Raw genomic sequence first — 26,839 nt, 5'->3', positions numbered from 1 at the left:
ACCTTGATCTGCGCACCTACCCGGCCGTTCTCCTCCTTTACGCGTATGGCCTCGCATTGCTTGCTGCCCGGCGATATACTGATCTTCTCAAATTCCTCAGCGTTACCATCGTGACCGAGCGCGACAACACTACTGAAATGGACCCCGATTTTGGGACCAGAGGTTAGTTGGAAAAGGGCCGCTCCGTTTGATAGACGGAGGGCATGATGACGACGAAGACGAGACGCAAGATCGACGCGGCACTGAAGGCAAAGATTGCGCTGGAAGCCGTGCGGGAGCAGGCGACGGTGGCCGATCTGGCTCAGCGCTATGAGGTTCACCCGAACCAGATCTATGCCTGGAAGAAGCAACTGCTGGACCAGGCGGCGCGGGCCTTTGATGCGGGTGTCGGGCGCGAGAGCGAGGAAACGCGCGAACGCGAGATCGAGAAGCTGCACGCCAAGATTGGACAACTGACGGCCGAGCGCGATTTTTTAGCGCGGAGGTCCGGAAGATGAGCACGCCGGACCGTCGAGGAATGCTCGATCGCGCCGACAAGGCGCTGTCGATCCGTTGGCAATGCCTGTTGCTTGGCATCGCGCGCTCCGGGGTCTACCGGCCGCCCGGCCGGCCAACGACAACGACCTTGCCCTGATGCGGCGGATCGACGAGCTGTTCATCGCCTGGCCGTTCGCAAGCGCGTGCAGCGGTTGATGCGCAAGATGGGCATCGCGGCGCTGGGACCGAAGCCGAACACGACGAAGCCGGCGCCGGGCCACAAGATCTATCCTTATCTGTTGCGCAACATGACGATCGACCGGCCGAACCAGGTGTGGGCCGCCGACATCACGTATCTGCCCATCGGCCGTGGCTTTCTTTATCTCGTCGCCATCATCGACTGGGCGAGCCGTGCGGTTCTGGCGTGGCGGTTATCGAACACGATCGACGTCTCGTTCTGCGTGGCGGCTCTGGAAGAGGCGCTGGCGAAGTACGGCAGGCCGGAGATTTTCAATACCGACCAAGGCAGCCAGTTCACCAGCGCGGCCTTCACCGGCGCGTTGGCGGGCGCAGGGATCAAGATCTCCATGGATGGCCGCGGTCGTTGGATGGACAACGTCTTCATCGAGCGGCTGTGGCGGTCGCTCAAGCATGAGGACATCTATCTCAAGGGCTATGCCGACGGCCGCGAGGCCAAGGCAGGGATCGCGAGCTGGATCGCCTTCTACAATGATCGTCGCCTTCATCAGGCGCTCGGCTATCGCACGCCGATGGCGATCTGGCGCGAACGGATGCAGGCCGCGAAGGCTGTGGACATGGTGGACAACGCTGACGCGTTGACCACATGCCCACAGCAACAACAGCAACAGCAGCAGACAGTGTCTCTGGCAGCGTGATAGGAAGTAATCAGGAGCGGTCAGTTTCCATAACAAACCGGCTCAAGCGGCCCCGCTCCGCGGGTCCATTTCACTACAACCGTGGTGAGTCACTCATTTCTCACGTCATGTGCGGGTGGCGAAAACAACGCCTGGAAATTCTTGCCGGGGCTTGAAAAGCGCAAGACGCCCCTCAGCGATCATCTGCACGATGTCTTCCAATCCTGGACCGGCGACTATCTGTTTTCGTCGAATGGTTACACCACTCTTTTCGAAGATTGCGAGCTGCTCTGCTCCCTGGCGTATATCTCGATCGGGACCAGCAAGAGGACCTGCAGCAAGCAACCAGCGGCGCCACAGGCAGAAGCTTTGCCTGGTGTCCGATGGGACGGGTCTCATGGGACGGGCAGACGCGCAGGCGCATCATGGAAGGATGGGCGCGTCCGTAAGCGGCCGATGAACTGACGAAGGCCGACTTCGCGAGAGGACAGCCAGAGTATCTGAAACTTGCCATGAGCCGCCTCAACAATCTCGCGGGCGCCTCGAATGGTAGTGTTCGGACATCGAGTGCCTTTTTCCGGCGTGGCAGCCTAACGATGACGGTCGTACCAACCTCGGATTGGAGTCTCACCAACCTTAACGACACGGACCGGCGCATACGCGTGCTCGAAGAGGTTCCTGCAGATGACTTGATTCTGGGCTTACCACCGCCGCCAAGAAAGCTGCGGGTGAGGCCAAGCTGACTTTGAGTGGCAGCGAGCCGCCCACACAGAAGCTCTGCCTGTCATTCGGCCCTTTAATTGCGGTTTGTTGTCAAGCTTTACATTTCTGAATTCGCCCATGGCACGGTGGTAGTGCTCGCGCCGTCGGAGCTGGTCAGGGTTGCGGAGACGGCGCGAGCGCGGCTGATACGTACTTTGCCGGCCAGGCATTGGATCGTAACCCTAGCTCTTCGGCCCTTTTGAATGGCGCTTGACGTCTATTTTGTTCGCGTGGCGCGTCGCCGCGGTTTCCATGTGTCGGACAACGCGTTGACGGCGGCCTCAAGCGCCTTCCGGTCGACGACGTTGGGATCAAACCGCTCCGGGCCCCAGAGGCGCATATGTTCGTGCTCCGGATGGGTGGGGTCACCGATGGCATCGAGGTATTCGGCATAGCCTGGCGCACCGCCGACGTCTTCCGGAGGACAACGACCGGCGGCCTCGAGCAGGAAGGGCATGCCCTCCGTCGTGGTGTTGTCGAACCACTTTTCGAGCTTGATCACGTGATCCCAGCTGTCGCCGAAGTCATAGAGATAGTGGATCGTCTTGGCGCCGGTCTCTCGAACGATATCGCAAAGCCGCGCTTTACGGGCATCAATGGGCTGGTGGCCGTAAGCATTGTCGGGGTCGGGAATCCCCCAATGTGCCTCACCAGCGAAGAACTCGAAGAGGTGACTGTTCGTCCAGCCGAATGCCTCCTGAAGCGTCAGATGCAATCGATCAAGGCGTAGGGTAACGGGTACGACAAGGCGACGCATCACCTCCGGCTTCACATCCTTGAGAGTTACCTTGATCCGGACCGCGGTCGTGTTCAAGCTCATGCCGCCAGCCTCGGATCGTGTGCATGCATCGTATAGGTCGACGCCCAGGGAAGCAGCTCGTCCAGTCGCGCCGCTGGCCAGCCATTGACGAGCTTCGCGAGAACGTCAGCGAGCCAGTGCTCGGCACTGACGCCATTGAGCTTACAGGTCTCGATTAACGAAGCGAGAACTGCCCAATTCTCGGCGCCCTCGTCGCAACCGGCAAAAAGGGAGTTCTTGGCGTTGAGCTTGATCGGCCGCATCGCACGCTCGACAGCATTCGTGTCCATCTCGATGCACCCGTCATAAAGATAGAGCGTCAAGCCGTCCCAATGACGCAGCGCGTAACGCAGGGCCTTCGCCGTGTCGCTCTTCTGTGCAAGGTGATCAAGCTTGGCCTCAAACCACTGCTTCAAGGCTGTCGCCAGAGGTCGGGCATGCGCCTGCCTGCCAGCACGGCGCTCGACATCTGATCGGCCGCGGAGCGCTTTTTCGACTGCGTAAAGTTGGGCGATGCACTCAAGAGCCTCGCGGGCAACCGGAGCTGGCGCCGGAGCGGCCTCGCGCTCGATCTTCACAAACTGGCGCCTCAGATGCGACCAGCGGAAGGCGAGCGTCCCGGACAAGGCGTCCGCACGCGTCTCTCGGGTCATAGTCTTGTAAGCCTGATAGCCGTCGCAGTGGATGATGCCGCGAAAGCCCTCAGGCAGCTGCAAGCCATGAACGGCCCCACGGCCCGGTGCATAGGCGTAAACCACGCCAGGTGGGTCAGGTCCGGCCCAGGGCCTGTCATCGCGTGACAGCGCCCAGAAGTAGCCGGTTTTGGTCCTGCCGCGCCCCGGATCCAACACCGGTGCGGGGGTCTCGTCGACACAGAGCTTCGAAGAGCCGAGCAGAAGCTGGCGCAGACGATGCCACAAGGGCTTCAATTCCTGGGCGGCATAGCCGACCCAGAAGGCGAGCGTAGAACGGTCGATGGCGATACCGTGCGTCGTCAGCATCTGCGCCTGGCGGTAGAGCGGCAAATGCCAATGATACTTGGCGTCGATCACATGCGCGACCAGCCGCTCGGTCGGCAGTCCTCCCCTGATCAATCGCTCGGGAGCAGCATGCTGGAGGACGACGCCGTGACAGACGCGGCAGGCCAGTTTGGGGCTGCGGGTGACGATGACGCGATACTGCGCCGGTACGACGTCCAGCATCTGGCTCTCATCGTGACCGATCTCAAAAAGGGCGCCTGCGCAGCACGGGCAGCAGGTTGCAGCGGGCATCAGGGTCTCGACGATGCGTGGCAAATGCTCCGGCAGCTTGCCACGATTGGCCCCGCGCTTGGAAGTTCTCTTCTCGCAGGTTCTTGGATTGGCGTGATTCTCGGCTGCTTCGAGAGCCGCGACGGCCTCTTCGATGTCCTCCAAAACAAGCTGTAGCTGATCAGCGTCCAGCTTTTCCGACGATCGACCGAACTGCGCATCTTTTGCAAGCTTGAGCAACCGCTCGAGCCTGGCGCAGCGATCCAGCAGAGCCGCGGCAAAGACACGCAAGTCGCCTGGATCGCTCGGCAGCCATCAGGTAAATCACTCATTGGCCCGAGTCTGCCATGCTTCGCGCCACGATGCAGCGAAGATTTTATGTCCTACGCAAAGCGCTTTCGGCTGCGGGATTCGAGGCGCATGCATGCGTGTCCACTCAATGCCGGCCAGAAGCGCGGACAGCTGCGCGACATTCACCCGCATGACGCCGGCCACGATGGGAGGACATGAAGCGGCCGCCATCGAGCCGTTTCCAGTACATCACAAGGCCGCTGCCATCCCAGACGACAATCTTCACCCGATCAGCGCGCTTCGCACGGAAGACCACCACCACACCCTTCATCGGATCGTGGCCCAGCGTCTCCTTCGCCAACAGCGCCAGGCCATCCGCGCCCTTCCTGAAGTCTACAGGTCGGGTCGCAACGTAAATCATGAGGCCAGCGGGAGCCGTCAGCATGAACGTGTCCGGCGCAACGCAACAAACACATCACTCAACACGGCAAGGCCAGGCGTCCCTCGCACCTCAACTCGTGCCCCATGGAGCTCAACCGTCACAACGGCTGCTTCCGGCGACCCGGAGGGAGCTGCAGCCGCCGATGGCGACGATTCCGACACCAACGGCACAAACGACAGTGCACCCGCCACTGGCAGCACCAGATTGACCTGAACGCGCCCGGCGCCGCCAGTCATGCACCTGCTGGGGCCGGCAGCCATGGCGACGTGCGACATCTGTTACGATCGCGCCCGGCTCGAGACTGTCCGCGACAATCTGCGCCTTCAAATCATCTGGCCACTGTTTCCGGCCGCCGCCGGCGTACACTTCTATGCGCGGTGTCAACGGTCGTCTTATGTCGTCCGAATGGTCGTCCATTGTGAGCACCCTTGCAGAAGATGACTCTTCTAACGGCGCTCACAGGTCTACGCACAAACAATCTGATGGGCCTCGCAGCCCCGCTTACGATCAGGGCGCGCAACGCCTATGCCGATGCGCGTATCGAGCGGCTGACGCAGATCCTGAAGGTCCCTCGACCGCGCCCGGTTCGGCCGACGAACCGGAAAAGCTCGGCTCTGCGAACGGTGACGATGAACAGCAGACCTTTCTCTTCGAGGAAATCGAGACAAGCATCGGTGCGATCAAGGCCCAGGTCAACGAGGACCGTGAGCAAGCGGATGACAAGCGTACCGCGTCGGCGCCAGGGCTTTGCGCCCTATCTGGAACGGATCGAAACGGTCTTTGAGCCGGAAGAGCTGGCTGAGCATGCCGTCAAGCAGAAGGTGCTGATCGGCGAGAACGTGTCAGAGCGTCTGGATGTGGTGCCGGTGAAGTTCCGTGTGATCGCTACGTGCCTTCAAGAAGGAGGACGGCGTGATCCAGGCCCGGCCCCGGTCATTGAAGGAGGCATTCCGACCGAAGCGCTTTTAGCCCAGATCGCCGTCGCCAAATATGCCGATGGCCAACCGCTCTACCGGCAGGAGGCCATCTACGTCCGCGTGAGTAACAGAATGCGCTAAGTGCAGACCGCATGGCTGCTCCGTGACGCTCAGTATCAAGGAGTTATGCTGGGATCATGATTTGTGGGGCCATTTGCCGAGGCCTTTCGCGCCTTCTCCAATGCGTCATGTTCATCTGGCTCTATGCGATCGAACCAAGAGCCCGGAGGAAATGCCGCGATGCGCTTGGCAAAGAAGGATTGTGGCTCCCAATCTCGTCGCGCCCGCTTCTCGAAGGTGATGACCCCGTTGCGGGTAAAATAGCGCGGCCCTGGAATGTTACAGTTCACCAAAAGCAGGACACGCCACATGTCACCGTTATCGGTCGCATTCTCATTCGGCTTCGGCACGTAATCCACTACAACGGGTTCTATGATGCTGCAGCGGCCGCGCCGCAGAAGATTGCCGAGCTTGCCTTGCGCCGTCGTCACGAAGTTGAAGTTGGCCGGATCATGCAGAAAGTGAAGATTAGCGGTCCTTTCGCCATCTGCGATTTCACCCGCGATCAGCGAGAGCGCAAAGGCGTGCCAGCCCAGTTCAATGGGCTTTGCATATGTCGACGCCACTTCAATGCCTCCGTCAGATGCGATCTTCCAGGTGATAACGTACACTTCGTCTGATGCACGCTCGTGGTGCCTTGTCCACGACAGATACACGTATTCAGTTCGGTCAACTCCTTCAGCGACCCCCCACGTTTGAGTGACGAACTGCGCCACCTTCGAGACTTTGGAGGTAATTTGTTCTATGGTCTCGCCGTCCTGCGCTCGCCATGTTGACCTGACCCGTTCGACAAGGGCGTTGTCGTTGGCGCGAACACTGTTGCTCGTCGTGGCCAGCTCGGCGTGGCAGATCAGCGATCGAATGAGCCAGAACCAAAGCACATGTCTTCCAACCGTTTTACGCTTCATAGTTGTCGGCTCGTCTGGCTTTCATCCACACACATCAATTCCGAGGCGGGTAACTTCAACGCGCTATGTGCGATCGCATGAAGTTAGCGGCGACGTGACGGGGGCGCCCGCTGGTGTCCCGCGCGAGCAGGCGTAGTCCCTTTTGTGTCACGCGCCGCTAACTTCGGTGGCTAGCCACAGCCTCAACTTGCAATGCTGAACCTACCCAGGAGGAGAAGCCTGGGCTACCGAGTGCCTGCATTCTTCGTGCCAGCTAATAGGCGGCCGTTTGCACTATAATTGTGTCGCCTTTGTCGACTTTCCGACCTGCGTACGTTGCAATGCGTCCCTTCAGTCCGCCTCGACCTGCAGAATTCATGGCACGCGCTTGATCACGCGCTTAATCTCCGATGGCGCAGGTGATCGACTTGCGGCGAGGTATCTGACGACAGTCTAGCCCGTCCTATTCGTGAGAGTGCGTTTTTTTTTGGTCCGATTGATGTGGCCGCACATCTGCTCTGACGAGGCGCGCGGGATTGCCTTCGGCTTTTCACCGCCTGACGACCGGTACTTTGCAACGCGCTTGAGGGATGGGTTGGGCGAACGGGGGGTGAACGCCCCGCCGGTCAAGGACCGAGCGGCAGCAGCGCGCCTGGCAAGCCGCGGATCAGGTCGGCTTCGGGACATGCCGCGGCAAACGCAAGGCGAATGCGGCTCGTGGTCTCGACGACACGGGCAGCGAGTTTCAAGAGACGAAGACGCAGCGTCGCGAACTCGGCTGTGGCCAATTCCCGGGCTTTGGGAATCGCGTCGCGCACGGTCAGCATCAGCCAATAAGCGGCGGTGTCGAGAACGAGGCGGACTTGATTGGCGAGCGCCGAACGGCAGCTGGTGCGATCGGAGGCGAGCTGCGTCTTATGCAGCTTGATCAGATTCTCGGCTTGGCCGCGCGCGCAATACAGGCTGTCGTAGATCCACTCGGCCGAGCCGACATCGAGGCTGGTGACGACGAAACGGATGTTGAGGCCGAGCATCGTCGCCTCAATACGGGCGACGGTACGTCGTTCGCGATCCCAGGACTTTGCCTTGTGGCGCGTCTCGGTATAGCCACGCAGAACCGGCAGGTTCTCGATGGCGCGTCGCGTGCGGATGCCATCGGCGGCCTCGTCGACTTTTCTGGCGAGCGGCTTGGTGCCGGACAGACCGAAGATGTAGTCGATGCCGTTGGTCTCGCACCACGCCATTGCCTCCGGCCGGGCATAGCGCCCGTCGCCACGGAACGTAATTCGCGTGTTGTGCCACCGCGTCCGGATATGCCGTATCAGGCGGCGCAGATGGGCACGCACCTCGACGCCGCCCGGCGTCTTGCCGGGCCGCAGCACGACCGCCACGGGCCGGCTCTTCTCCGTGTCGTAGACGTGGATCGGCAGGAAGCAGCGTTCGTCATAATGAGCGTTGAACAGCGAGAGCTGCTGATGGCCGTGGACGACATCGCAGGTATCATCGATGTCGAGCGTGACGGATGCCGGCTCGCGCGGGTAGCTATCCATCCATGCGTCGAAGGCGCGGAGCATTCTCCAGCCGCGACAGCGTCGGTTGGGAACACAGATCGCGACCCGTGTCCGGCAGCCGACCGCAGGCCAGCTTGAATGCGGGATCGGACCGCAGATGATCGAGGTCGTCGGCGTCCTCGTAGCCGCAGCAGATCGCGAACATGCGCGCGCGGAACATATCGACAAGGCTGTGCACGACCCGCGTCGGATCGCGCGCCGATCCGGGAACACGCGGGCCAAATTGTCGGCCAAGCCGAGACGCCGCTCGGCCATCGCCAGAAGCATCACGCCCCCGTTCGAGGTCAGCCGACCGCCATCGAAGGCAGCTGTGACTTTCTTGGCGTGAACGGCTGGAAACGAGAAGGGCAGAATCGTATCATCGGTCATGGCGGGCGTGGTGTTCGCGGCTAAAGGTGATGGGGTTGGCTTTGCAACCGAATCCTACGCCGCTTCAGCGCTTTACACCACGCTCGCCAGCCTCTCGGGCGCCCTCTGACGAATAAGACGGGTTAGAATTCCTTCCGCTGTGACGTTGCCACCTGCCGCGGCCTGAACTGATATCCAAGAAAGTCAAACTTGACCCTCTGATACGTTCGCCGACGCCTGTTGTCCATGCAATAGACGATCTGCGTCTTTGTCGGGTGCATCTGAAGTCCGCACACCTCCAACCTCGCTTGAAGCTCCGCCCTAATGGCCTCTGCTTCTTGCTCGGTCCGGCAGTGCACCAGTCCGTCGTCGGCATACCGACACCAAGGGAGGTCGGGATGTGTCCGCGCCATCCATAGATCGAACGTATAATGCAGGAACAGATTGGCCAGTATTGGGCTGATCACGCCCCCTTGCGGGGTTCCGCGGCTCCGCTCAACAAGCTTCCCGTCCTTTTCCATTGACGCCGTCAGCCATCTTTCGATGTAGAGCAGCGCCCATTTGCATTGCACGTGTCTCCGGACCGCCTTCAGCAGAAGATCATGCGGAAGATTGTCAAACAATCCTTTGATGTCGAACTCCAGGACCCCAATCATACTTCCAGCACCGCTGACGCGTGACGCCCACGGCGTCCAGAGCCGATTTTCCCGGCCTGTATCCGTAAGAGTCCTGCAGGAAGATGGATTCCAGTTCCGGCTCAATCATCTGTTTGACCACCATCTGCGCGATCCGATCGCTGATAGTGGGCACACCTAAAATCCTTTCGCCGCCCGTCTTCTTTGGAATGGAGACGGCGCGCACTGGAAGTGGAAAGTAGGTCCCTGACGACATCCGATTCCAGATCTTGTAGAGATTCCCTGCCAGATCTGTCTCGAACATCTCCAAGGTCTGTCCGTCCACTCCGGCCGCACCGCGATTGGATTTGACCGCCTTGTACGCTTCGTACACTCGCCGCTTCTCGATCGAGAACGGCTTGTTTATCGCACCGTTCGAAGTCATCCTGTTTCCAGTTGGTTCAAGAGTACGACTACCTGACCCGATCCCTTTGCTCCGGCCCCATTACAGGGCCCTCAACGCTCCTACGGATCGGTCCGCCCCAGTCTCTTGCATTGGTACTCTCGCCTCACGGTTGGCGCCGCTTGCGCTTCTCCCTTGGCATCAAGAGCCTGGTTCCTGCAGTTCCGCGCGAAAGCCTGTGTCCGACTCACGCCCCCTCTACGCCGGTCGCCGTCCGCCCGGTCATCAGGCATCTGGCGGACTTGTCCCAGGATGACGAAACGATCCTGGTTTTGACGACGCTTGGATTCATAACGACGCGTCCTCGAAGGGTTCACTTTCATTCGTCTTTCGGACACTCACCTGCTCGGTTTGATCCGAACTTTTGATCCGACGCTCACCACCACGGCTATTTACCGCAGCAGCTCGGACTGGTTTGAGACCCGCTCCTGAAAGCCGATCTCGGAGGGCCAGCCCCATCTTTCCCGCAGCTTCACAATCGGTTTTAGTTCATGTTGAACTCCTTCCGCTGTCTGCAGCACACTCTCATCGATAAACACCAGCCGGCCCGGATCAAGTCCGGCCTGCCAGGATTGCCAACGCTGGCGCCTACGAGAGACGTCGGCGCGCGCTTGTTCGAGGGCGAACAGTGTTTTTTTGAACCGCAGTCCTTCCCGGCGCAGGAACAGCCAGACCGCGTTGTGTGAGACCTTGACCCCCGAGCTGCCAGTTCCGCCTTCAGACCATGCAGCGTCAGGTGCGGCGTCTGAGTGATCCGCTCGACAATGAAGGCACGATGCGGATCAAGCACGGGATTGCGGTGACCGCCCATCTTGTCAGGCGCAACCGAGCCGGTCGCCCGCTGCCGCTGTGACCACTTCACAACCGACGAGACCGCAACACCAAACCGTTCCGCCACAGATCGGCAGCTCTCGCCCGCTAAAACCGACGCCACCACACGCTCGCGAAGATCCAGGGAAAGAGGTCGGGTCATGCGATGCTGGCCTCCAATCCAGTCAGCATCTTGAATCATAAACCGCCCAAAACCGGAATCCCCTCCGATTCAGTTAAGCAATGAAATGCTCTAGCGCTGATTTGATCACCATCCTGTACAGCAGCAGCGCGTCAATTGACGTCGGGACCGCGAGCCGGGGACTGAACGCCTAGCGAGACGTTCCACATAATCGACTCTGAGTGCGCCAGCGCGCTCGAGCGAGAGGACGACCGCCGCGGCGAACGCGCCGCTCGACAGACAGCTTGACCTGCGATCGGGCAGCAGCGACAGCTTCCACTCTACGGGTGCGAGACGAAGACACCGGCGTGTTCCACCTGTAGGCACGGTGGCAGCACTACAAGCGCTCTCTCATCCAAGTTGCGCTTCACCGGATGGTGGCGAGCCAGCGCTTTTCTTCTCCTCTTCAATGAAAAGTCGCGTCGGATCCTCAGGTTGGGCTATGAATTGCCGTCTGGAGAAATAGTGCCAGTACTGCCGGATGCAAAACGCGGCCATCTGGTCGATGAGACGGGCTATGATTTTCACAAACCCACGAGCTCTTGCGAGGTTTCATCGGTTAAGATCAATCGGCCCGGATCGTTCAGGTCGAACTCTATCACACGTGGCACAAAGAGACGCGCATAGCGCGTGAAGGCGCTCGTCGGGGGAAAGCGAATTACAGTGTCGCAGCGCGCAAGGAGATACATCTCGATAAGGGCTGAAAACCCGCCCTCGGCTCCGAGCGCGGCGCTGTGCAGAGGCCCAGCCTGAAGCGCCTGGAAACGTTTTGGAATCGTGAAAACATCAGGAAATAAGGCCGAAACCTTCTCAAGAACGAGCGCACTGTCCGTACACAGGAACACCCTCGCAGGCTTGGCGTACGGCAACCCCCTGGCCCTTTCGATGGCACGACAGACCTGCCGCAGGGCGCGCTCCGGATCGGCCCAATAGGGAGCATGCCCCATAATATCCTCGCCGTTGCCGTGTCGAACATGAACGCCGATGATGCTGTACGGCTCAAACTGCTTGCGGTAAATGGCCTCAATCCGTGCCAGAATTTCAGATCGCGGTTTAATGTTGCGAAAGATCTCTCGTTCGGCCTCCTGATCGCAGCGCCACATCAGACAGGCGTCACACACAACCGTGTTAGCGTCACTATCTTCCTCATTTTGGAACAGTTGATCGAGCTCGTCGCGCTCGCGGAAAATTTGCTGATCCGGCCGATAGACGCAGTCGATGGATGGCTTGTTCCACCATCCCGGGAAGAACGGCCCCGGGAATGAGCGGTGGTTGATCTGGTCGTCGCAGATGATCGGTACCCCAGCAATATCGTGAACTGGTTCGAAAAAGACTGGGAAGGCATTGGTGAATGGCTGATCGAGATAACAGGATCCGCGCCAATCGATTGCCAGCGTCCGATCGGTCCGCTGTGCAAAGCGCCAAGCTGCCGCCAGCGACCACAGGCAGTCGCCGAACCCGGTCCTTCGCCTGGAAACAACGAACCGACCGCTCTTTATACCGCTAACCATACGCATTGCCTCGTTCCAGGCTCTTGGGTGGACATAAGACGTCATTATAGATGCATCTCGTGTGATCGCATCCGTTGTCATCGGCGGCACTCGTGATGCCGGCGAGCTGCGTCGGTAGAATTTCATGGCGGCGAGCCTCTGATGGATGATGTTCTCTGAATGCTTTCCGATTGCACTTCCATTCAGAGACGCTGCGCCGACGTACCCGATTTCGGTCCGATACCGTTTCGCCCTATCCCGGTCCCGCCACGCATGCATTGCCAGGGTCATTCGTGAGCTCAGCCTGCGCTTCACTTTTCCTTTTATTGCAGTCGCAGGTCGCACGCGGTGGACGCAGCCGAACACAGCGCTGCTCCCACGCGAGCCGCAGTTCCTTCACGATATCTTCACGCTTGTCGTGATCGGCCATGGTCGTGTCTAGAAGCCAGCCAAGCGGCGCCTCGCCCTCGATCCGCATCAGCAGCTCGAATAACTCATGTGAAATGCGTATGCTGTCGCGGCCCGAAGGTCCCGTACGGATCTCGCAGACCGTTTCCTGGCGATCTGCCGCGGTGTAGGAGCGAACGCGATGAAGGGACGCATAAGGCGGCAATGAAACGCTTAGCGCACCCCAATCCTGCAGCCTTGCCGCTCGCTTCTTGACGAGGAACGGCCCCGCAACAAGTCCGTCTAGGTCGGTCGTCAAAAATGTCGTGATAGCGTCTGCAACCGAATCCACGATCGGCTCGGCATTGTTGTTGAATGACGTATTCAGAAGCACTGGGATGCCAGTACGCTTTTTAAACGCATTGATAACATCCCAATAGGCGGGGTTTGTCTTGCGCGATACTGTTTGCAGCCGAGCGGTACCATCGACGTGCGTGATTGCGCCGAGCACCTTACGCTGGGCTTCGCGCACCCGGACCACGAAATTCATGAAGGGAAAGTCCTGCTTGCCGTCAGGGAGCTCGAAGAACTCGTTCGCATTCTCCTCCAGCACAGATGGCGCAAACGGACGATAGCCCTCGCGTTTTTTGACCATTGCGTTGATCCGGTCCTTGTTTTCCGGCGGCCGCGGGTCCGCAAGAATGCTCCGGTTGCCGAGCGCACGCGGCCCGAACTCAGAGCGGCCCTGAACCCAGCCGATCACGGCGCCATCTGCCATCCAGTCGGCCGCACTTGCTGCTATGTCGTCACATCGTTGAATGTCGAGATGACCGGACCATGCATTGAGCTCCTGTTCCACGGCTTGCTCGTTTCCGAGGCCGGGCCCCCAATATACGTCTGACAGCCGCTCGCGCGGCGTTGGCCTGCCCAGCTCGCTCGACATCATCAATGCGGCGCCAAGCGCGCATCCGGCGTCGTGGGCCGCGGGTTGGACGAAGATGTCGTCGAAAAGGCCGGAATAGAGTAGCTTACCGTTGACGGTGCAGTTATGGGCTACCCCTCCAGCTAGGCACAAACGCGTGATGCCTGTCGTTTCGCGATAGTGTAGCAGGACGTGAAACACGATCCGCTCCAGAGCTTCCTGCAGCGATGCGCTGACATCCCGATGTTGCTGGGTAAACGGCATTCCCTTTCGTCGGACCTGGATGTTTCGGAGCAGCGCCGGACCGATGCGGTCAAGGTGGACGCGATAGTCTCCATTGTCCAACAACTCGTAGAGCTGTCCGAACAGCTCGCGATAAGGAGTGGGGTCCCCGTAGGGAGCAAGCCCCATCACCTTGTACTCGTCGAACAACCCGTAGCCGAGGTAACGGATCGTTTCGAGATAGAACAATCCCAGAGAGTTGCTTTCTGGGAAGCGTGCAAGTTGCGTCATTCCGGTGCCCGACCCTACCGCCAATAGGCCCGAGAGAAAATCGCCACCGCCGTCAACCGAAAAAATGAGGCTTTGCTCGAACCCAGACATGGCAAACGCGCTGACCGCATGCGCTTCATGGTGATTTACGAATGAAACCCGCGACGCATCGACCTCGGTACCGAACTCCCGTACCAGTAGCTGTCGCAGCAACAGTTTGGCGTCCAGCGGAAGCGGCTGAGAAACAGCTAGGCGCTCGAGCATAGTGTTGCAGTACGCCTCAGTCGCGTAGAACGCAATGCGATCGATCTGGTGAAGCTCGACTCCCGCAGCCGAAAGACAGTATCGCATCGCGTTGCTTGGGAACTTGTTGGAGTGCTTAACTCGATTGAGGCGCTCCTCTTCGACGGCAGCGATCACGCGGCCATCCTGTACAAGAACCGCAGCGCCATCGTGCAAGAAGGTATTCGGCAGCTCGGGCGAGCTTTCGTGAATTCTGTCCAGACCGCCACATATTCCCAGACACAACATCTCGTTCTCCATTTGATCATGACGGGACGACCAATGGCCGTTCCAGCTGCTTCGTATTATCGCGCTCCGTCGGCCGCGCGGGGCCGTAGCACAACCCAAGGTTCTCCCAGCGCCGCCCGGACACGGCGCTCAGCCCGTTGAAGTGCCGGAGCCCCGCATCGATCAACTGAACAGGCTGATGTGGACCTGGCTTGATCGCGTCCTCTTACAGGCATTGCAACTGCTGCCATCGCAGGTCGGGCCTTGTCCGACTCACCTGAGAGCACGGTGCGACTGCATCAGCTGGATTCTCCCGGTTATCTTAGTTCTTTCCCTCAACGCAGCAGCCGGCGCCGCAACAGTGCGGTCGATACGAAGAAGGGCAACACCGCGTATATGCAAAGCGCACCTACATGAAACAAAGCGCCGCCAGCCTCGCGCTCTAGCATCGCGGGGCGAATGAGGTCGACCGAATGCGCTAGCGGCAACAAGTCGGCGAAGTGCTGAAATGAGCAAGGCAGTTGGCTCATCGGAAACACCGCGCCACACAGAAACACCATAGGGGTAAGGACAAGCGTCTGGTAAAACACGAAGTAGTCGTAACTTGGCGCAAGAGATATGACGACCATTGCCAGGCTGGCGAATGCAAGCCCAGTAAGCGCGACGGTCGGCATCGCATAGAAAATGGAAAGCCAAGACGCATAGCCAAGCGTGGCAGCGACAAGCCCGATTGCCGTCCCGGCAAGAACGGATTTGCTGGCCGCCCAAACCAATTCGCCTAAAACGATATCGCCAAGCGTAAGCTGTGTGGACAGGATTGCTTCCCAGGTACGATTGGCATCCATGCGAGCAAAGGTTGCATACATGGTTTCAAACGTTGCGGCAGTCATGGCGCTGGTCGCAACCATGCCCGCAGCCAAAAATGCGATGTAGGAAGTTCCCTCAACGGGCCCGACGATGAGACCGAGGCCGAAGCCAAGGCCAAAAAGATGGGTTATAGGATCTGCGAGGTTGCCGAGAACCGACGCAAGCGCAACTTTCCTCCATGCCAGGCAATTTCGACGCCATACCGCGACCCAGTTGTAGGCGTTAGCGGGCAGGACCCCCGCATAACCTTCACTCATCACTCATTTCTCCATCTCGCGTCCGGTCAGGCGCATGAACACGTCCTCGAGATTTGCCGGACGCTGCAGAATGCGCAGACCCGCTCGCCCGCGCAGCTGGATGCGCACCTGCTCGGGATATTGCGCATAGCAAAACAGCGTCTCTCCGCTCACTTCGAGGTGACGTACATAGGGCTTGAGTATCTCACGCAGCTCTTGCGGATGACCGCCATAGATCTCAATCACGTTGCATCCGACCTGTTCGTCGATCAACGCTTGCGGTTTGCCTTCGGCGATCTTGCGTCCATCCTCCAGCACACACAGCCGATCGCATAGACGTTCGGCCTCTTCCATGAAGTGAGTGGTCAGTAGGATCGTCTTGCCACGGGCCAACAAAACTCGCAGACGTTCCCAGATCAGGTGGCGGGCGTGCGGATCCAGCCCCGTCGTCGGCTCGTCCATTACCAGCAGATGCGGGTCATTGATCAATGCACGCGCCAGCGTCAGCCGCCGCTTCATGCCACCTGACAGCTCGGCGACGCGCACATCCACCTTGCTTTCGAGCCGCGCAAACTCTAGCAACGACGGCAGGAGCGCCTCGATCTTTCGAGCGCTCATGCCGAAGTATCTGCCAAATACCACCAGGTTTTCTCGTACGGTAAACCCGAGTTCAAGGTTGTCGAACTGCGGCACCACGCCGATGCGCACACGTGCCACTCGAGCGCGTGCAGGCACGGGCTCATCAAGGACGGTAACCTTGCCTTCATCCGGCGCAATCATGCCGAGAAGCATACGCGCAATGGTGCTCTTGCCAGCTCCATTGGGCCCGAGCAGGCCAAAGCACTCTCCGCGTGCAACCGAGAACGACAGTTCATTGACGATGATCTTGCCGCCAAAGGACTTTTTTACGCCGGCAATGTCGATGGCTGCGGTGGACATGTTCACCTTAGGTTGGCAGAAGTCGTTGAGCCGACGATGGCGTCTCTACGACCGTCTTGGTCCAGAGCAGGCCGTCACACCACACATGTTCAACGCGTCCCCATTGGCAAGCTTCGGCAACATCCGGGAAGACGCCACGGCCGTGAACATTGGCGCTCGTATTGCAGAGCAGCGGAATGCCGGTGAGTTTCTCAAATTCGACGAGGAGCTCGGCAATCTTGTGTGAAGAGTTGCGGGAGATTGTCTGCAGTCGCGCAGAGCCGTCCAAATGGACGACGGCGGCGACCTTGTCGCGCCATTCCGTCCTAGTCTGATGATCGAACAGCATGTACGGATCCGGCGTACCGGGGTTGAATATCTCTGGCGCCCGATCCTCTAGGCAAATCGGCGCCACCGGTCGGAAGTATTCGCGGCGCTTGATGTCGTTGAGACGATCCTTCATTGCCGGCGAAGTCGCGGCCGCAAGAATGCTTCTGCCGCCCAACGCCCGCGGCCCAAGCTCCGCGCACCCGGAAAGGAAGATCACCGGCTCGTTGTCGGCGAGAATGGCCGCAAGATCGCGCAGACTGCACGGCGCGGCCTCCCATTCTGGCGGAACCTCGCTGGCTTGCAGGGCAGGACCACTGTAGACTGACCATTCCAGTGGCACGAACCCATCTTGCGCCGCCAGCGCACTGCAAGCTGCACCGATTGCCGAGCCGCTGTCATTCGGAAATGGCGGCACCCAGACGTCATCGAACAGTCCCGTCGCGCGAAGCGCACTATTCCACTTGATGTTAAGACCGCAGCCGCCGGCTATACATAGATTCCGCGCTCCCGGAAGCGACGAATGCCGCAGCAACACCATTGCGATTTCCCGGATAAGGAGACGTTCCAGGAACACATGAAACGACGCAAGGACGTCCTCCGCTCGCTCGGCCAATGCCGAAGCGTCACTCGCAGCTATGCACGACTTTTTCGAGGCGAGCAGACTGCGCCTCATGTGTTGATGTCCGCGCGATAGCGACGAGCCTGCTGCGTGTCCGCCGCGAAGCGCCTGTCGTAGAGCTCCTGAAACACCGCCACAATGCTTTCGTTGGCAGAACCAAGCGCGACGTAGGCCATCAATTTGCCGGCGATGCCCAAGTCCGAATTGGTGCGATTCGGCCGACTGTAAGGCCCGAAGTGAAGGCCGGCGACAGCATAGGCGTGGCCAATCATCGGAAACAGGCATCCAACGAGCCGCCCCCCCTGTGGTTCAACATAGTAAAGACGTGGAGAGATCCAGCCGTCCCATACCAGACAGAACGCGGGCCTACCCGAGACGGCAAAGGGGCTGGTGCTATATGCTGAGGCAACGTGGCCGGTGACGTGCGGGTAACTCTTGTAGGGAAACACCTTGCTGGCAAGGATCAAGCCAAAACCGTCGACACAATCAAGAAGGCCCTCAGCACGGCGCTCGACATATGGCGCCCCTTTCAGCGCGATCGGCACGGCCCCACTGAGGACCAGGAATTGCGACTCGCGCTCGCCATCCCCGCCGTCGATGACGAACTGATCAATATCACGCGGATCCAGGCCATGCTCCGCCAATGCAAGTACAACTGCATCGAGATTATCGATGGATTGATAGCGAGGATTATTGCCGCGCTTCTCTTGCTCGGTGCAAAAGACAAGCCGCCCATCCTCGACGACAGCAATTGCCCCGTCATGTGTCAACTTGATGCCGCAGATGCGCATACGCCCCTCGGCCCAACGACCGCAATTTGATTGTTTCGACGAGCTATTCGACTTCCGGAACAGAACGAGCAGGCAATCTTGGTCGACCGAACCAGTCTGGCAATGCTGACGCTCGATTCGGATAAACTCTCATTCAAGAGAGCAATCGCCGTCTCAGCAGCATGGTCCCAGCGTCGACAAGCATCACGCGCGAATCCGAGGACCAGAGCGCCATTTGGCGCAAGCATGCTCACCATGACCGCCTCTCCGTTCTTTGCCGTGCGCGCTTAATCCTGCGGCATGACATCCTGCACGGTAATTCGCTGGCAGTGGGGTCCCAGCATTTCCGTGAATGCGAAGGCTGCACCTCCGACTTCAAGGGCACGCGCAACATCCCCATTGGAAGTGCGACATCCGAACCATTTGCGCGTAACGCTCCTGTTCCAACGGGTTACTGTCGAGGCGCCACTGATCACCAACAGCAAGATCACGCTCGAACAGATGATAGTTCTTGTCCAGTCTCATGGGTCGATTAACCTGTTGTTATTGGCTCGATCAATCGCCACCGCACATATTGTCAGTCGCCGGCTCGCCCGAGGAACCGCGCGACCTCCGCTTGCGAATTGCTTCAACAATTTCTGCAGTAGCTGCAGCGCTCGATCCAGTGTTAGTAGCCGGGATAGTGGCCTTCTTGTCCCCTGCGCTCGGCACATTGACGAGCTTACGCGACAGCCAATCGCTATTGCTCAATGTACAAAGCGCATAAGCCTTCAAAGGAAGTAGGATAAATATATTGATGGGCGTATGGAGCGAGAAGCCGATAAAGCGCAATTCGCGGGCACGAAACGCCGCGACACTGCACCGGATTATTGTCATTGCAGCAATTGTCAATCCCGTCCACCAGGGCACCGAACCGCCGATTGCGAGCTGTGCAAGCGCAGCCAGTGATGACAATACGAGAAGTAAAGGGCCGAGATTTTGTCCGACAACGTCTAGCGTGAGATAGCCATCGAGTTCGGGCAGCAGGCGCAATGCAAGAAACGTGTCCCGAAAGGTACTCCGTGCCCAACGCAGTTGCTGACGCAGATACGGCCCAAGGCTGTCGGGTACGACTGTTGCCGCGATGGCATCCGGGACATACTCGGTTCGAAATCCCGCTTTGAGCATGAGGATAGTTAGGTGGCGATCCTCGCCAAAATCGCTCGGCTTTCCGCGAAAGAGTTGCGTTTCGTATTGATCAAGCAGCAAAGCGAGGGCGGAGCGACGATACATCGCGCAGGGGCCGCAACAGCACATGACTGCACCGAAGCGAGCCTGTGCCGCGCGCTCTTCGTTGCACGCTAGCCAGTATTCCATATCGATTAGCTTGGTTAGCCAGGTTTGGCTGCGGTTGCTCGCTATCAACTGTCCCATGGCGGCGCCGACTTCCGGCTCCTGCATCTTCAATGCAAGCTTCTTGACCACGTCAGCGGCTAGTATCGTATCCGAGTCGACGTTGAGCACCAGGTTCCCGGACGAGCTACGTATAGCGGCGATCTGCGCCTTGCGCTTTCCAACGTTCTTGGCCAGCAGGATGATGCTGAATCTCGGATCGTTCGCATAGAGGTCGTGTACAGGCCCCACGACATCGCGATTTGCAGATCCGTCGTCGACCACATAGACCTGCAGTCTTCCACCGTAGTCTTGACCTACAATCGACTCGAGACATTTGGAGAGCGTGTTCGGGTCCTCGTTGAAGCAAGGCACGATGACGTCCACGCTGGGCAGAGCTACCTCGGATTGGCCCAGATCGGTCTGCAGCGACGAGGTATTCGCCGGCTGAGCATAGAGCGCTTGCGCGCTCTTGTAGACAGTTGAGAGCAGCGCATAAGACGAAACGGCGACAGCGCTGGTTGTAGCGAGCAGGTCCATTTTGGGGCCAGTTTTGTTTAGTGAAGTTGAGGAAGCGGACGGATTGCAAACCCGCGCTGTTGCAGAACCGGTATCAGATGTGACAGCGCCATCACCGTCTGATCACGCAGAGTGGCATCGCTGCAGAGTCTTTCCTCACCAGGAGGATACCCGTCGTGCAGAAGTACAATTGCGCCTGGACGAACGGCCGCCAGCACTGAATTCACAATCCTATCGACGCCTGGGCGCGACCAATCTCTCGGATCGACCGACCAGTGCAGAGCTGTGAGGCCAGCGCTCGCTGTCGTAGCGAGCACCGCTTGGGTCCATAAGCCGTAGGGTGCTCGCATGTGCCTGGGCGAAGCCTGCGGGCATGCCGAACGGATCGCCTTGCTCGTCGTTAGCACTTCATCGTGAACCACCGCTGGTTCACATCTGGAGAGATCCGGATGCGTCATTGTGTGGTTTGCAACCTCGTGTCCTTGCGCAATCATTCGTCGAATGAGTTCAGGCTGATCGGTCACGTACGTGCCGATAACGAAGAACGTCGCCGGCACCCGATGTTGCGTCAGCACATCGAGCACGTCGGGCGTGCAAAATGGATTTGGCCCATCATCAAAGGTCAAATAGACACAGCGACTTGCGCTGACGTCGGCGTAGTCGCGACGCACCGCAGACAGGGGGACGAGCCCTTTCACAGCTCAGGCCCGTTCCGGTCGATGATCGTCCCGGCCGGCCACTCGCTGATCGGGCGTCCGAGCGGGAACACCACCACGAGAACGTCCTCGATCCGGACCGGCGGCAAATTGGGATACACATCTGCGTGGGTGGACCGGACGCGAATGCCGGACATGAGGGTTGCCAGCCCCCGCCTTCCAATCAATCTGGTAAGGTGCTTCTCAAGCGCGGGCCGAACCGTACCAAAGCCGAACGGAACCCCGAGCTCCTGCAGCGCAGGATACATCACGCGCATTGAGTGGCTGATTCCAAGCCCCTCGAGATCCGGACGCACCGCATATAGTCCCAGTTCGGCCACGAGTAGATCGCCCCCGTCAATCTTGATGAAGCGGCGTAGGGCGCCGATGTGAGCAGCTACGCCGTGCGCGTCGTAACCAATTACGCGGACCTCCGGCCTTGCACCGGCCCAACTTCGACTCCCCTCAAATGGCTGCGCATTAAAAGCACCCGTCGGCCCATAGCTTTCGCGGAAAAACTCAGCGAGCTCGGTATGGTCGCCCAGCCGCAGCTCGCTTTCCCAATGCAGGCTCCACTGCACTTGAGGGCGCGCGGAACGACTTTCCGCCGACCGAGATCCGGGAATATTCATGACGGGCTTCCCTGCACCAGTGACGTTAAGAGCGGAGGTGGTCACGTGAACAACTCGCTATCGGCTGAATCGCTGATCAATACTCGAATGCACTGACGTGGGGCGCCGGCGCCCGGCTCAGTTCGCCAGCGGCGCGGCAGAACGGCCCCCTTGGAGTGGCGCCTTGGCCAGAGAAGAGGCGATCGTGCAGTCGGCGCTGGTCATCCCAGTCAATGTCATGTCCGAGATCTGCCAGACATGCCGACGTGGCGCTTGGATTGTCCGGCACCTACCCGCATTATCAAGAGGTTCGGTCCGGTCCAGGATTGCTATCGATGCTGTGCGGTCTGATGGCGCCCCATCGATGAACGAGATCTCACCGCAAGCGCTCCCGATCGGCCCCAGATCAACTTGGGTCATATGCATCTTCGACACGCTCTGAATGTGATGGACAAGCAACTATTTGGCCGGTCGCGGGTGACGTTTGGCATCCGCAATGTGCGCCTGCCTCTCGGTTCCGACACTAGGGTGAGGCGTAAGCCATCTCTAGTGTACGCGGGTAAACCACAAATATGGAAAGGGATGGAAGACACATACGAACGTTTATCGGCAGCACGAGCGAGCGCCGTGTCAGGCCGCTCGTCGCACCGAGAAGAACAGACGTTGCTCGGATAGCGCGCCGACACCCGCCCCTAAACGGATTCGGCAGGTGCTCGCACACCCCAGCAGGCCGTTTCGGAACTCGCGTCGCGTAATGGCAAGCAGCCATCGTGGTACGCCTAATCAGTTTCCAAACTGATGTTTGCTATCCAACATTCCGTTGTTTCGATAGAACTCATCCACACGATGGATAGACTCACAACATGCGGTTCAAGGGACTTGATCTAAACCTTCTGGTTGCGCTCGATGCTCTGATGACCGAGCGAAACCTCACTGCGGCGGCACGGAAAATCAATCTGAGCCAGCCCGCGATGAGTGCTGCGATCGCGCGGCTGCGCATCTATTTTCGCGATGAATTGTTCACGATGAGAGGTCGCGAGCTCGTCCCAACGCCCGGCGCGGAGGCGCTTGCGAGCCCTGTCCGCGAGGCCCTGCTGCATATTCAACTCTCGATCATCTCAAGGGACGCGTTTGACCCAAGTCAGTCGAACCGACGGTTCAGGATCATTCTCTCCGACTTCATGACAATCGTCTTTTTTCGGCGGATTGTGGATCGTATCGCACAGGAAGCTCCGGCAGTACGCTTCGAATTGCTACCATATTCGGATGAGCCCGATGAGCTACTCCGCCGCGGCGAGGTCGATTTTCTCATTCTGCCGGAATTGTTCATGTCGAGCGCGCATCCGAAGGCGACGTTATTTGAAGAGACTCTCGTATGCGTGGGATGCCGCTCGAACAGGCAGCTGTCAGGGCAGCTTACGTTTGATAAATACAATTCGATGGGACATGTTGCGGCCAAGTTCGGGCGGGCGCTAAGGCCCAACCTCGAGGAATGGTTTTTGCTTGAGCACGGCCTTAAGAGACGCATTGAGGTCGTTGTGCAGGGCTTCAGCCTCATTCCGCCTATACTGTTCGACACGAGCCGCATAGGGACAATGCCCTTACGGCTCGCCAGACACTTCGAAAAGCGGACGCCTCTGCGGATCGTCGAGCCACCGCTGCCGCTGCCCCAGTTCACCGAGGCCGTTCAGTGGCCAGCCTTCCACAACACGGACCCGGCAAGCATTTGGATGCGGCGGATACTGTTGGAGGAGGGATCCCACATGACATCTGCGAATCAGAAGAGCCCAGCTCGCAGGCGCTGCTAGGTCGGGGCCACGAGCCGCTCTCCGCACGCTGCAAATACCGTGTTCGGCCTTTGGTCGTATTCGGCCGCTTTCTCATTTCGCCGTGTCGGGCGGCGCCCTCCTTAAGAGGCCACTCAAGCCGTCGGTCAGTCGCAAACGCCTGGCAGGCGCTGACCGTAGATGCCGCAAAATGTGACTCGGTGAGCTTGCGTGAAAGCACAGCGCTCACCATCGCGGCAACTTCTCAATAATGTTTGATTCGTCCAATCAATGTCTTGAACTCCACGCCGCGTCAGGTTGTAGGCACGCTGCTGGGACGCGTTGCGCGGCCATCGACAGGGGCATCGGCGAACTTACGGCTCTGGCCATAGCACCAGGGCCAGCGCCAGCCGTAAATTGACCAGGTCGCGTTGCGGGGTTGCCGGAGTGTCGAAATCGATCAGCTCCGCGGCTCCCGATACACTCTAGTCGCCGGTCGTTCGCCGACCGCCCTCCGCGCCCTTCTTACGATGGCTTCCGCGAGCTTCTTTCGCGATCGCAGGATGGGAACGGATTCGTTTCAGGCGATCCGATGAGAGCGCTTCAGAGCCGCTTTCGCTACTCTAATGTACCGCAACGACACTCGCGCAGGATAAGACGATATGCGCTTCAAGGACTTGGATCTAAATCTTCTCGTCGCGCTTGACGCTCTGATGACTGAGCGCAACCTCACTGCAGCAGCACGCAGGATCAACCTTAGTCAGCCAGCCATGAGCGCGGCCATTGCCCGGCTGCGCTTCTATTTCCACGATGATCTGTTTTCAATGAGAGGCCGCGAACTTGTCCCGACCTCACGCGCCGAAGCGCTGGCAGCTCCCGTTCGCGAGGCGCTGACGCACATTCAGCTCTCCATTATCGCTCGGAACGTGTTCGATCCCGCTCAATCAAAGCGCCGATTCAGGATCGGCCTTTCCGATTTCATAACAGTCGTATTCTTCCGAAACGTCGTAGAGCGCGTTGCGCGAGAAGCTCCCGCCGTCAGCTTCGAACTGGCGGCGCTTGCTGATGATCACGATGAGATTCTCCGGCGCGGTGAGGCCGATTTCATCATCTTGCCGGAATTATTCATGTCGTGCGCGCATCCTAAGATGAGCCTGTTTGAGGAGAGACTCGTTTGCGTAGGCTGCGGCAAGAACAGCCAGTTGCTCCGACGGCTAACATTTGATCGATATATGTCCATGGGGCACGTTGCGGTGAAACTCGGAGGTGCGCGCAAGACCCCCACCGAGGAATACTTTTTACTCGACCTTGGCCTCAACCGGCGCATCGACATTCTCGTGCAGAGCTTCAGCATGATTCCGCCCCTGCTGGCAGGCACGACCCGCATAGGGACCATGCCATCGAGGCTCGTTAAGCATTTCCAAAGAATGATACCCCTTCGGATTGCCGAACTCCCGCAGCCATTCCCCACATTTACCGAGGCGGTCCAATGGACTGTCCGTCACAACAGCGATCCGGAAAGCGTCTGGATGCGAGAAATACTGCTGCAGGAGGCGGCCCGCATGGCATCTACACGTGAAGAGCGCTTCATCATCAACGCTTCGGACCAAGCGGACACTGGCGCAGACTTCGCAAAGTCTGGCTCGCCGTTGTCGTAAGGACGTCCGCAGTGCGTAACCTCTATCCGGACGCATGTCTCGACGCGGCCAATTCACGCTTGTTCCAATGACACCGGTTATTGGCAGATAAACTTCGGTCAGTTTCGGCCGATGGCTATCAGCCGCTGTGCCGCTCGCATTCTATCATCCGACCGGCGCGCGAACTGCGACGCAACGCGGTCGATTGCGTTGTTTGCAACTTAACCCTCAAAGACGAAGCACGACGCGCCCGCCGCCGCTCCAGCCGGGGTCTTACGCTGCACCCGGCCTCTCTCTTTAGCTCACCAGGCTCGATGCACAACTTGGAATCAGCTTCGGACCACGCGCCGTCCACTCTCAGAATCAGCAGCTCCCAGGCGCGAGCTCGATTCGGATTAGCCGGCGTCACATCATCACCCACAGTGAGCGCTGTGCTGATCGATTGTGCAGATGAGGTACATCCCCGCAATTTCGACGCAGCATCGCGCAGCCGTGTTGCCGTATCGCATCACCTTCAAGCGCATCGCATCTTCGTCGCTCCGCGCCGCCGGTCCGACTTCTTTTGGCCCTACCGCGGCCAAACGTCTCGACGACGTGCGCTACCCTAGCGCGATGACAAACAGGAGCTGAGCGTTGGAGCAATACAGCGGCGTATTTGATCCGGAAGAACTTTCCGGCTTGGGAAGTCTTTTTGATAGTGCAATCACCGCGTCGCCGCCATCGATGCGGACTCCCGATAATCGAACGGCGATCGCAAAACTCATTTTGGAGCGGACAGCAGCGAGCGAGGCTCGACTGGCATACCTGATGAACTTACTAGTTACCATTTCCCCTCAGGGTTGATTGCCCGCCATTCTAAGGATAGTCACCATCTCTTGCGCTGGAATGGAAGACGATCCAGCTAGAGCTTTGAAATAGCTTGAATCATACGTGACGTCAGGTTGTAGGCTTTGAAATTGAACAACATGAGCAAAGCTACACCACGAAGGCGTCGATGGCGCATTGGCGAACTTGCAGAGGCGACCGGAGTGACGGTACGCACGCTGCATCACTATGAACACACGGGGCTCTTAGCTGCCTCCGAACGCACCGACGGCGGCCACAGGATGTACGACCGCGAAAGCGTTCAACGGGTTCATCAGATTCGAGCGCTGCGTGAGCTTGGTTTCTCCCTTTTCGAGATCGGTAAGGCTATGGAGCGTACGACTTCACTTACGGACCTCATGCGCAAGCATTTGGAGCGGATAGAGCTTCAAGTCGCTCGTGCAACCCTGTTGCGAGATCGCTTACGCAACATGACGACGGACAGTGAAATCCAGGTAAGTGTTGATGAGCTACCCGCCACCTTGGATGCCATGTCACGGGTCGAGACGCGTAGCCAGCCCTCCCGATGCACTTGCAAGCTGGCTGCAGATCGCGAGGAGCGGTGGCGGCGGATCCGCGATGAGCTGCGCGAATGCATGGATAGGGCTGAGCATCCCTGCGGCGAGCGGGCAAAGGCCGTCGCGATCGCAGCACGCTCGCTGATCGGCGAAATAGCCGGCGCCGATTCGCGCGTTTCGACGATCCTGAAGGTGCTTGCACGGTTAAGCGCACCTCGCACTCTGGCCGGTTGGGATCCCCACCTCATGCAGTATCTCGATCTCGCCCTTGCTGGATTGGAAGATCAGCCGTACTGATTGCGGCGCCGACGGGCGGATTGTCGGACGGCCCGGTCAACATCAAAGCGCGTTGAAGCGCCGGTTGATCTGCTGGTTCTGATTCGTGCCTGCCGTTCTGCGGCCTCACTGGGCCTGTCTGCGTAGCGCGTCTTTGGCGATCCGCCCGCCTAACGCACGGCCACTTGCTGCAACTGGCGGCATGAACCCCGAATGGGGCTTGAACCGCACGTA

The 26,839-nt window shown here is 59.1% G+C and carries 17 protein-coding genes and 8 pseudogenes; 6 read left to right on the top strand and 19 right to left on the bottom strand.

Going from position 1 to position 26,839, the window contains the following annotated elements:
• Window positions 1-206 precede the first annotated feature (206 nt).
• Window positions 207-1,373 (top strand): annotated as a pseudogene (locus V5279_RS07635) (IS3 family transposase).
• Window positions 1,374-2,331: 958 nt separating this feature from the next.
• Here V5279_RS07635 and V5279_RS07630 read toward each other — a convergent pair.
• The 4 genes and pseudogenes from V5279_RS07630 to V5279_RS07615 all read right to left on the bottom strand — a co-directional run bounded on the left by V5279_RS07630 (window position 2,332) and on the right by V5279_RS07615 (window position 5,313).
• Window positions 2,332-2,934 carry a plasmid pRiA4b ORF-3 family protein gene (locus tag V5279_RS07630; protein ID WP_338696212.1) on the bottom strand — a complete coding sequence of 201 codons (603 nt, stop codon included), beginning with the start codon at window positions 2,932-2,934 and terminating at the stop codon, window positions 2,332-2,334.
• Window positions 2,931-4,495 (bottom strand): annotated as a pseudogene (gene tnpC, locus V5279_RS07625) (IS66 family transposase). Before tnpC ends, V5279_RS07630 begins: the two are co-directional and overlap by 4 nt.
• Before the next feature lie 104 nt (window positions 4,496-4,599).
• On the bottom strand, window positions 4,600-4,899 hold the full coding sequence (tnpB, locus tag V5279_RS07620; protein ID WP_176533547.1) for an IS66 family insertion sequence element accessory protein TnpB: 300 nt from the start codon (window positions 4,897-4,899) through the stop codon (window positions 4,600-4,602).
• Window positions 4,900-4,986: 87 nt separating this feature from the next.
• Window positions 4,987-5,313 carry a transposase gene (locus V5279_RS07615; RefSeq protein ID WP_338696208.1) on the bottom strand — a complete coding sequence of 109 codons (327 nt, stop codon included), beginning with the start codon at window positions 5,311-5,313 and terminating at the stop codon, window positions 4,987-4,989.
• Window positions 5,314-5,333: 20 nt separating this feature from the next.
• Here V5279_RS07615 and V5279_RS46835 point away from each other — a divergent pair.
• Window positions 5,334-5,933: pseudogene (locus V5279_RS46835) on the top strand (IS66 family transposase); the annotation flags it as partial.
• 56 nt (window positions 5,934-5,989) lie between these two features.
• Here the strand turns inward: V5279_RS46835 and V5279_RS07605 are convergent.
• The 15 genes and pseudogenes from V5279_RS07605 to V5279_RS07535 all read right to left on the bottom strand — a co-directional run bounded on the left by V5279_RS07605 (window position 5,990) and on the right by V5279_RS07535 (window position 21,565).
• Window positions 5,990-6,841 carry a nodulate formation efficiency C protein gene (locus V5279_RS07605; RefSeq protein WP_338696206.1) on the bottom strand — a complete coding sequence of 284 codons (852 nt, stop codon included), beginning with the start codon at window positions 6,839-6,841 and terminating at the stop codon, window positions 5,990-5,992.
• 605 nt (window positions 6,842-7,446) lie between these two features.
• Window positions 7,447-8,760, bottom strand: a pseudogene (locus tag V5279_RS07600) (IS1380 family transposase).
• A gap of 125 nt (window positions 8,761-8,885) precedes the next feature.
• Window positions 8,886-9,798 (bottom strand): annotated as a pseudogene (ltrA, locus tag V5279_RS07595) (group II intron reverse transcriptase/maturase); the annotation flags it as partial.
• Between the two features lie 527 nt (window positions 9,799-10,325).
• Window positions 10,326-10,789: pseudogene (locus V5279_RS07590) on the bottom strand (IS630 family transposase); the annotation flags it as partial.
• Between the two features lie 542 nt (window positions 10,790-11,331).
• Window positions 11,332-12,444 carry a nodulation protein NodZ gene (locus tag V5279_RS07585; RefSeq protein WP_338696204.1) on the bottom strand — a complete coding sequence of 371 codons (1,113 nt, stop codon included), beginning with the start codon at window positions 12,442-12,444 and terminating at the stop codon, window positions 11,332-11,334.
• A 106-nt stretch (window positions 12,445-12,550) separates the two neighbouring features.
• Complete coding sequence (locus V5279_RS07580) at window positions 12,551-14,629, bottom strand: carbamoyltransferase (RefSeq protein ID WP_338701038.1); 2,079 nt, start codon at window positions 14,627-14,629, stop codon at window positions 12,551-12,553.
• A gap of 314 nt (window positions 14,630-14,943) precedes the next feature.
• Window positions 14,944-15,732, bottom strand: coding sequence for an ABC transporter permease (locus tag V5279_RS07575; RefSeq protein ID WP_338696202.1), 789 nt, complete (start codon window positions 15,730-15,732; stop codon window positions 14,944-14,946).
• A gap of 3 nt (window positions 15,733-15,735) precedes the next feature.
• Window positions 15,736-16,656 carry a nodulation factor ABC transporter ATP-binding protein NodI gene (nodI, locus tag V5279_RS07570; RefSeq protein WP_338696200.1) on the bottom strand — a complete coding sequence of 307 codons (921 nt, stop codon included), beginning with the start codon at window positions 16,654-16,656 and terminating at the stop codon, window positions 15,736-15,738.
• Between the two features lies 1 nt (window position 16,657).
• Window positions 16,658-18,369: pseudogene (nodU, locus tag V5279_RS07565) on the bottom strand (nodulation protein NodU).
• Window positions 18,345-18,596, bottom strand: a complete 252-nt coding sequence (locus V5279_RS07560) for an SAM-dependent methyltransferase (protein ID WP_338701036.1) — start codon at window positions 18,594-18,596, stop codon at window positions 18,345-18,347. The pseudogene nodU and the gene V5279_RS07560 overlap by 25 nt, the downstream one beginning before the upstream one ends.
• A gap of 39 nt (window positions 18,597-18,635) precedes the next feature.
• Window positions 18,636-18,701 (bottom strand): annotated as a pseudogene (locus V5279_RS07555) (hypothetical protein); the annotation flags it as partial.
• A 22-nt stretch (window positions 18,702-18,723) separates the two neighbouring features.
• Entirely contained in the window at window positions 18,724-18,873 is a 150-nt protein-coding gene (locus tag V5279_RS07550; protein WP_338696198.1) for an SAM-dependent methyltransferase, read from the bottom strand.
• A gap of 30 nt (window positions 18,874-18,903) precedes the next feature.
• Window positions 18,904-20,259 carry a chitooligosaccharide synthase NodC gene (nodC, locus tag V5279_RS07545; RefSeq protein ID WP_338696196.1) on the bottom strand — a complete coding sequence of 452 codons (1,356 nt, stop codon included), beginning with the start codon at window positions 20,257-20,259 and terminating at the stop codon, window positions 18,904-18,906.
• Window positions 20,260-20,276: 17 nt separating this feature from the next.
• The gene (nodB, locus tag V5279_RS07540) at window positions 20,277-20,936 is read right to left on the bottom strand and encodes a chitooligosaccharide deacetylase NodB (protein ID WP_166104841.1); all 660 of its coding nucleotides are present in this window, start codon (window positions 20,934-20,936) and stop codon (window positions 20,277-20,279) included.
• Window positions 20,933-21,565 carry a NodA family N-acyltransferase gene (locus V5279_RS07535; RefSeq protein ID WP_338696191.1) on the bottom strand — a complete coding sequence of 211 codons (633 nt, stop codon included), beginning with the start codon at window positions 21,563-21,565 and terminating at the stop codon, window positions 20,933-20,935. The genes nodB and V5279_RS07535 overlap by 4 nt, the downstream gene beginning before the upstream one ends.
• An 842-nt stretch (window positions 21,566-22,407) precedes the next feature.
• Here V5279_RS07535 and nodD1 point away from each other — a divergent pair.
• The 4 genes from nodD1 to V5279_RS07515 all read left to right on the top strand — a co-directional run bounded on the left by nodD1 (window position 22,408) and on the right by V5279_RS07515 (window position 26,626).
• Entirely contained in the window at window positions 22,408-23,352 is a 945-nt protein-coding gene (nodD1, locus tag V5279_RS07530; RefSeq protein WP_029084501.1) for a transcriptional regulator NodD1, read from the top strand.
• A gap of 620 nt (window positions 23,353-23,972) precedes the next feature.
• A complete protein-coding gene (locus V5279_RS07525) occupies window positions 23,973-24,968 on the top strand; it encodes a LysR family transcriptional regulator (protein ID WP_338696185.1) in 996 nt (331 codons plus the stop codon).
• 612 nt (window positions 24,969-25,580) lie between these two features.
• Window positions 25,581-25,790, top strand: coding sequence for a hypothetical protein (locus V5279_RS07520; protein ID WP_176533550.1), 210 nt, complete (start codon window positions 25,581-25,583; stop codon window positions 25,788-25,790).
• A 122-nt stretch (window positions 25,791-25,912) separates the two neighbouring features.
• The gene (locus V5279_RS07515; protein ID WP_338701034.1) at window positions 25,913-26,626 is read left to right on the top strand and encodes a MerR family transcriptional regulator; all 714 of its coding nucleotides are present in this window, start codon (window positions 25,913-25,915) and stop codon (window positions 26,624-26,626) included.
• The last annotated feature ends 213 nt before the right edge of the window (window positions 26,627-26,839 follow it).

The sequence above is a fragment of the Bradyrhizobium sp. 26S5 genome, from assembly GCF_036923295.1.
GTDB classification, from domain to species: Bacteria; Pseudomonadota; Alphaproteobacteria; order Rhizobiales; family Xanthobacteraceae; genus Bradyrhizobium; species Bradyrhizobium septentrionale.
This window is presented reverse-complemented; position numbering and strand designations above follow the sequence as displayed.

Excerpts from the sequence above, each read along its gene's own strand:
- V5279_RS07580 (WP_338701038.1), bottom strand. The coding sequence starts at position 14,629 with ATGTTGTGTCTGGGAATATGTGGCGGTCTGGACAGAATTCACGAAAGC.
- V5279_RS07630 (WP_338696212.1), bottom strand. The coding sequence starts at position 2,934 with ATGAGCTTGAACACGACCGCGGTCCGGATCAAGGTAACTCTCAAGGAT.
- V5279_RS07550 (WP_338696198.1), bottom strand. The coding sequence starts at position 18,873 with ATGAGACTGGACAAGAACTATCATCTGTTCGAGCGTGATCTTGCTGTT.
- V5279_RS07615 (WP_338696208.1), bottom strand. The coding sequence starts at position 5,313 with ATGGACGACCATTCGGACGACATAAGACGACCGTTGACACCGCGCATA.
- V5279_RS07575 (WP_338696202.1), bottom strand. The coding sequence starts at position 15,732 with ATGAGTGAAGGTTATGCGGGGGTCCTGCCCGCTAACGCCTACAACTGG.
- V5279_RS07535 (WP_338696191.1), bottom strand. The coding sequence starts at position 21,565 with ATGAATATTCCCGGATCTCGGTCGGCGGAAAGTCGTTCCGCGCGCCCT.
- V5279_RS07560 (WP_338701036.1), bottom strand. The coding sequence starts at position 18,596 with ATGCTTGCGCCAAATGGCGCTCTGGTCCTCGGATTCGCGCGTGATGCT.
- V5279_RS07585 (WP_338696204.1), bottom strand. The coding sequence starts at position 12,444 with ATGAAATTCTACCGACGCAGCTCGCCGGCATCACGAGTGCCGCCGATG.
- V5279_RS07515 (WP_338701034.1), top strand. The coding sequence starts at position 25,913 with ATGAGCAAAGCTACACCACGAAGGCGTCGATGGCGCATTGGCGAACTT.
- V5279_RS07525 (WP_338696185.1), top strand. The coding sequence starts at position 23,973 with ATGCGCTTCAAGGACTTGGATCTAAATCTTCTCGTCGCGCTTGACGCT.
- V5279_RS07605 (WP_338696206.1), bottom strand. The coding sequence starts at position 6,841 with ATGAAGCGTAAAACGGTTGGAAGACATGTGCTTTGGTTCTGGCTCATT.
- nodC (WP_338696196.1), bottom strand. The coding sequence starts at position 20,259 with ATGGACCTGCTCGCTACAACCAGCGCTGTCGCCGTTTCGTCTTATGCG.
- tnpB (WP_176533547.1), bottom strand. The coding sequence starts at position 4,899 with ATGCTGACGGCTCCCGCTGGCCTCATGATTTACGTTGCGACCCGACCT.
- nodD1 (WP_029084501.1), top strand. The coding sequence starts at position 22,408 with ATGCGGTTCAAGGGACTTGATCTAAACCTTCTGGTTGCGCTCGATGCT.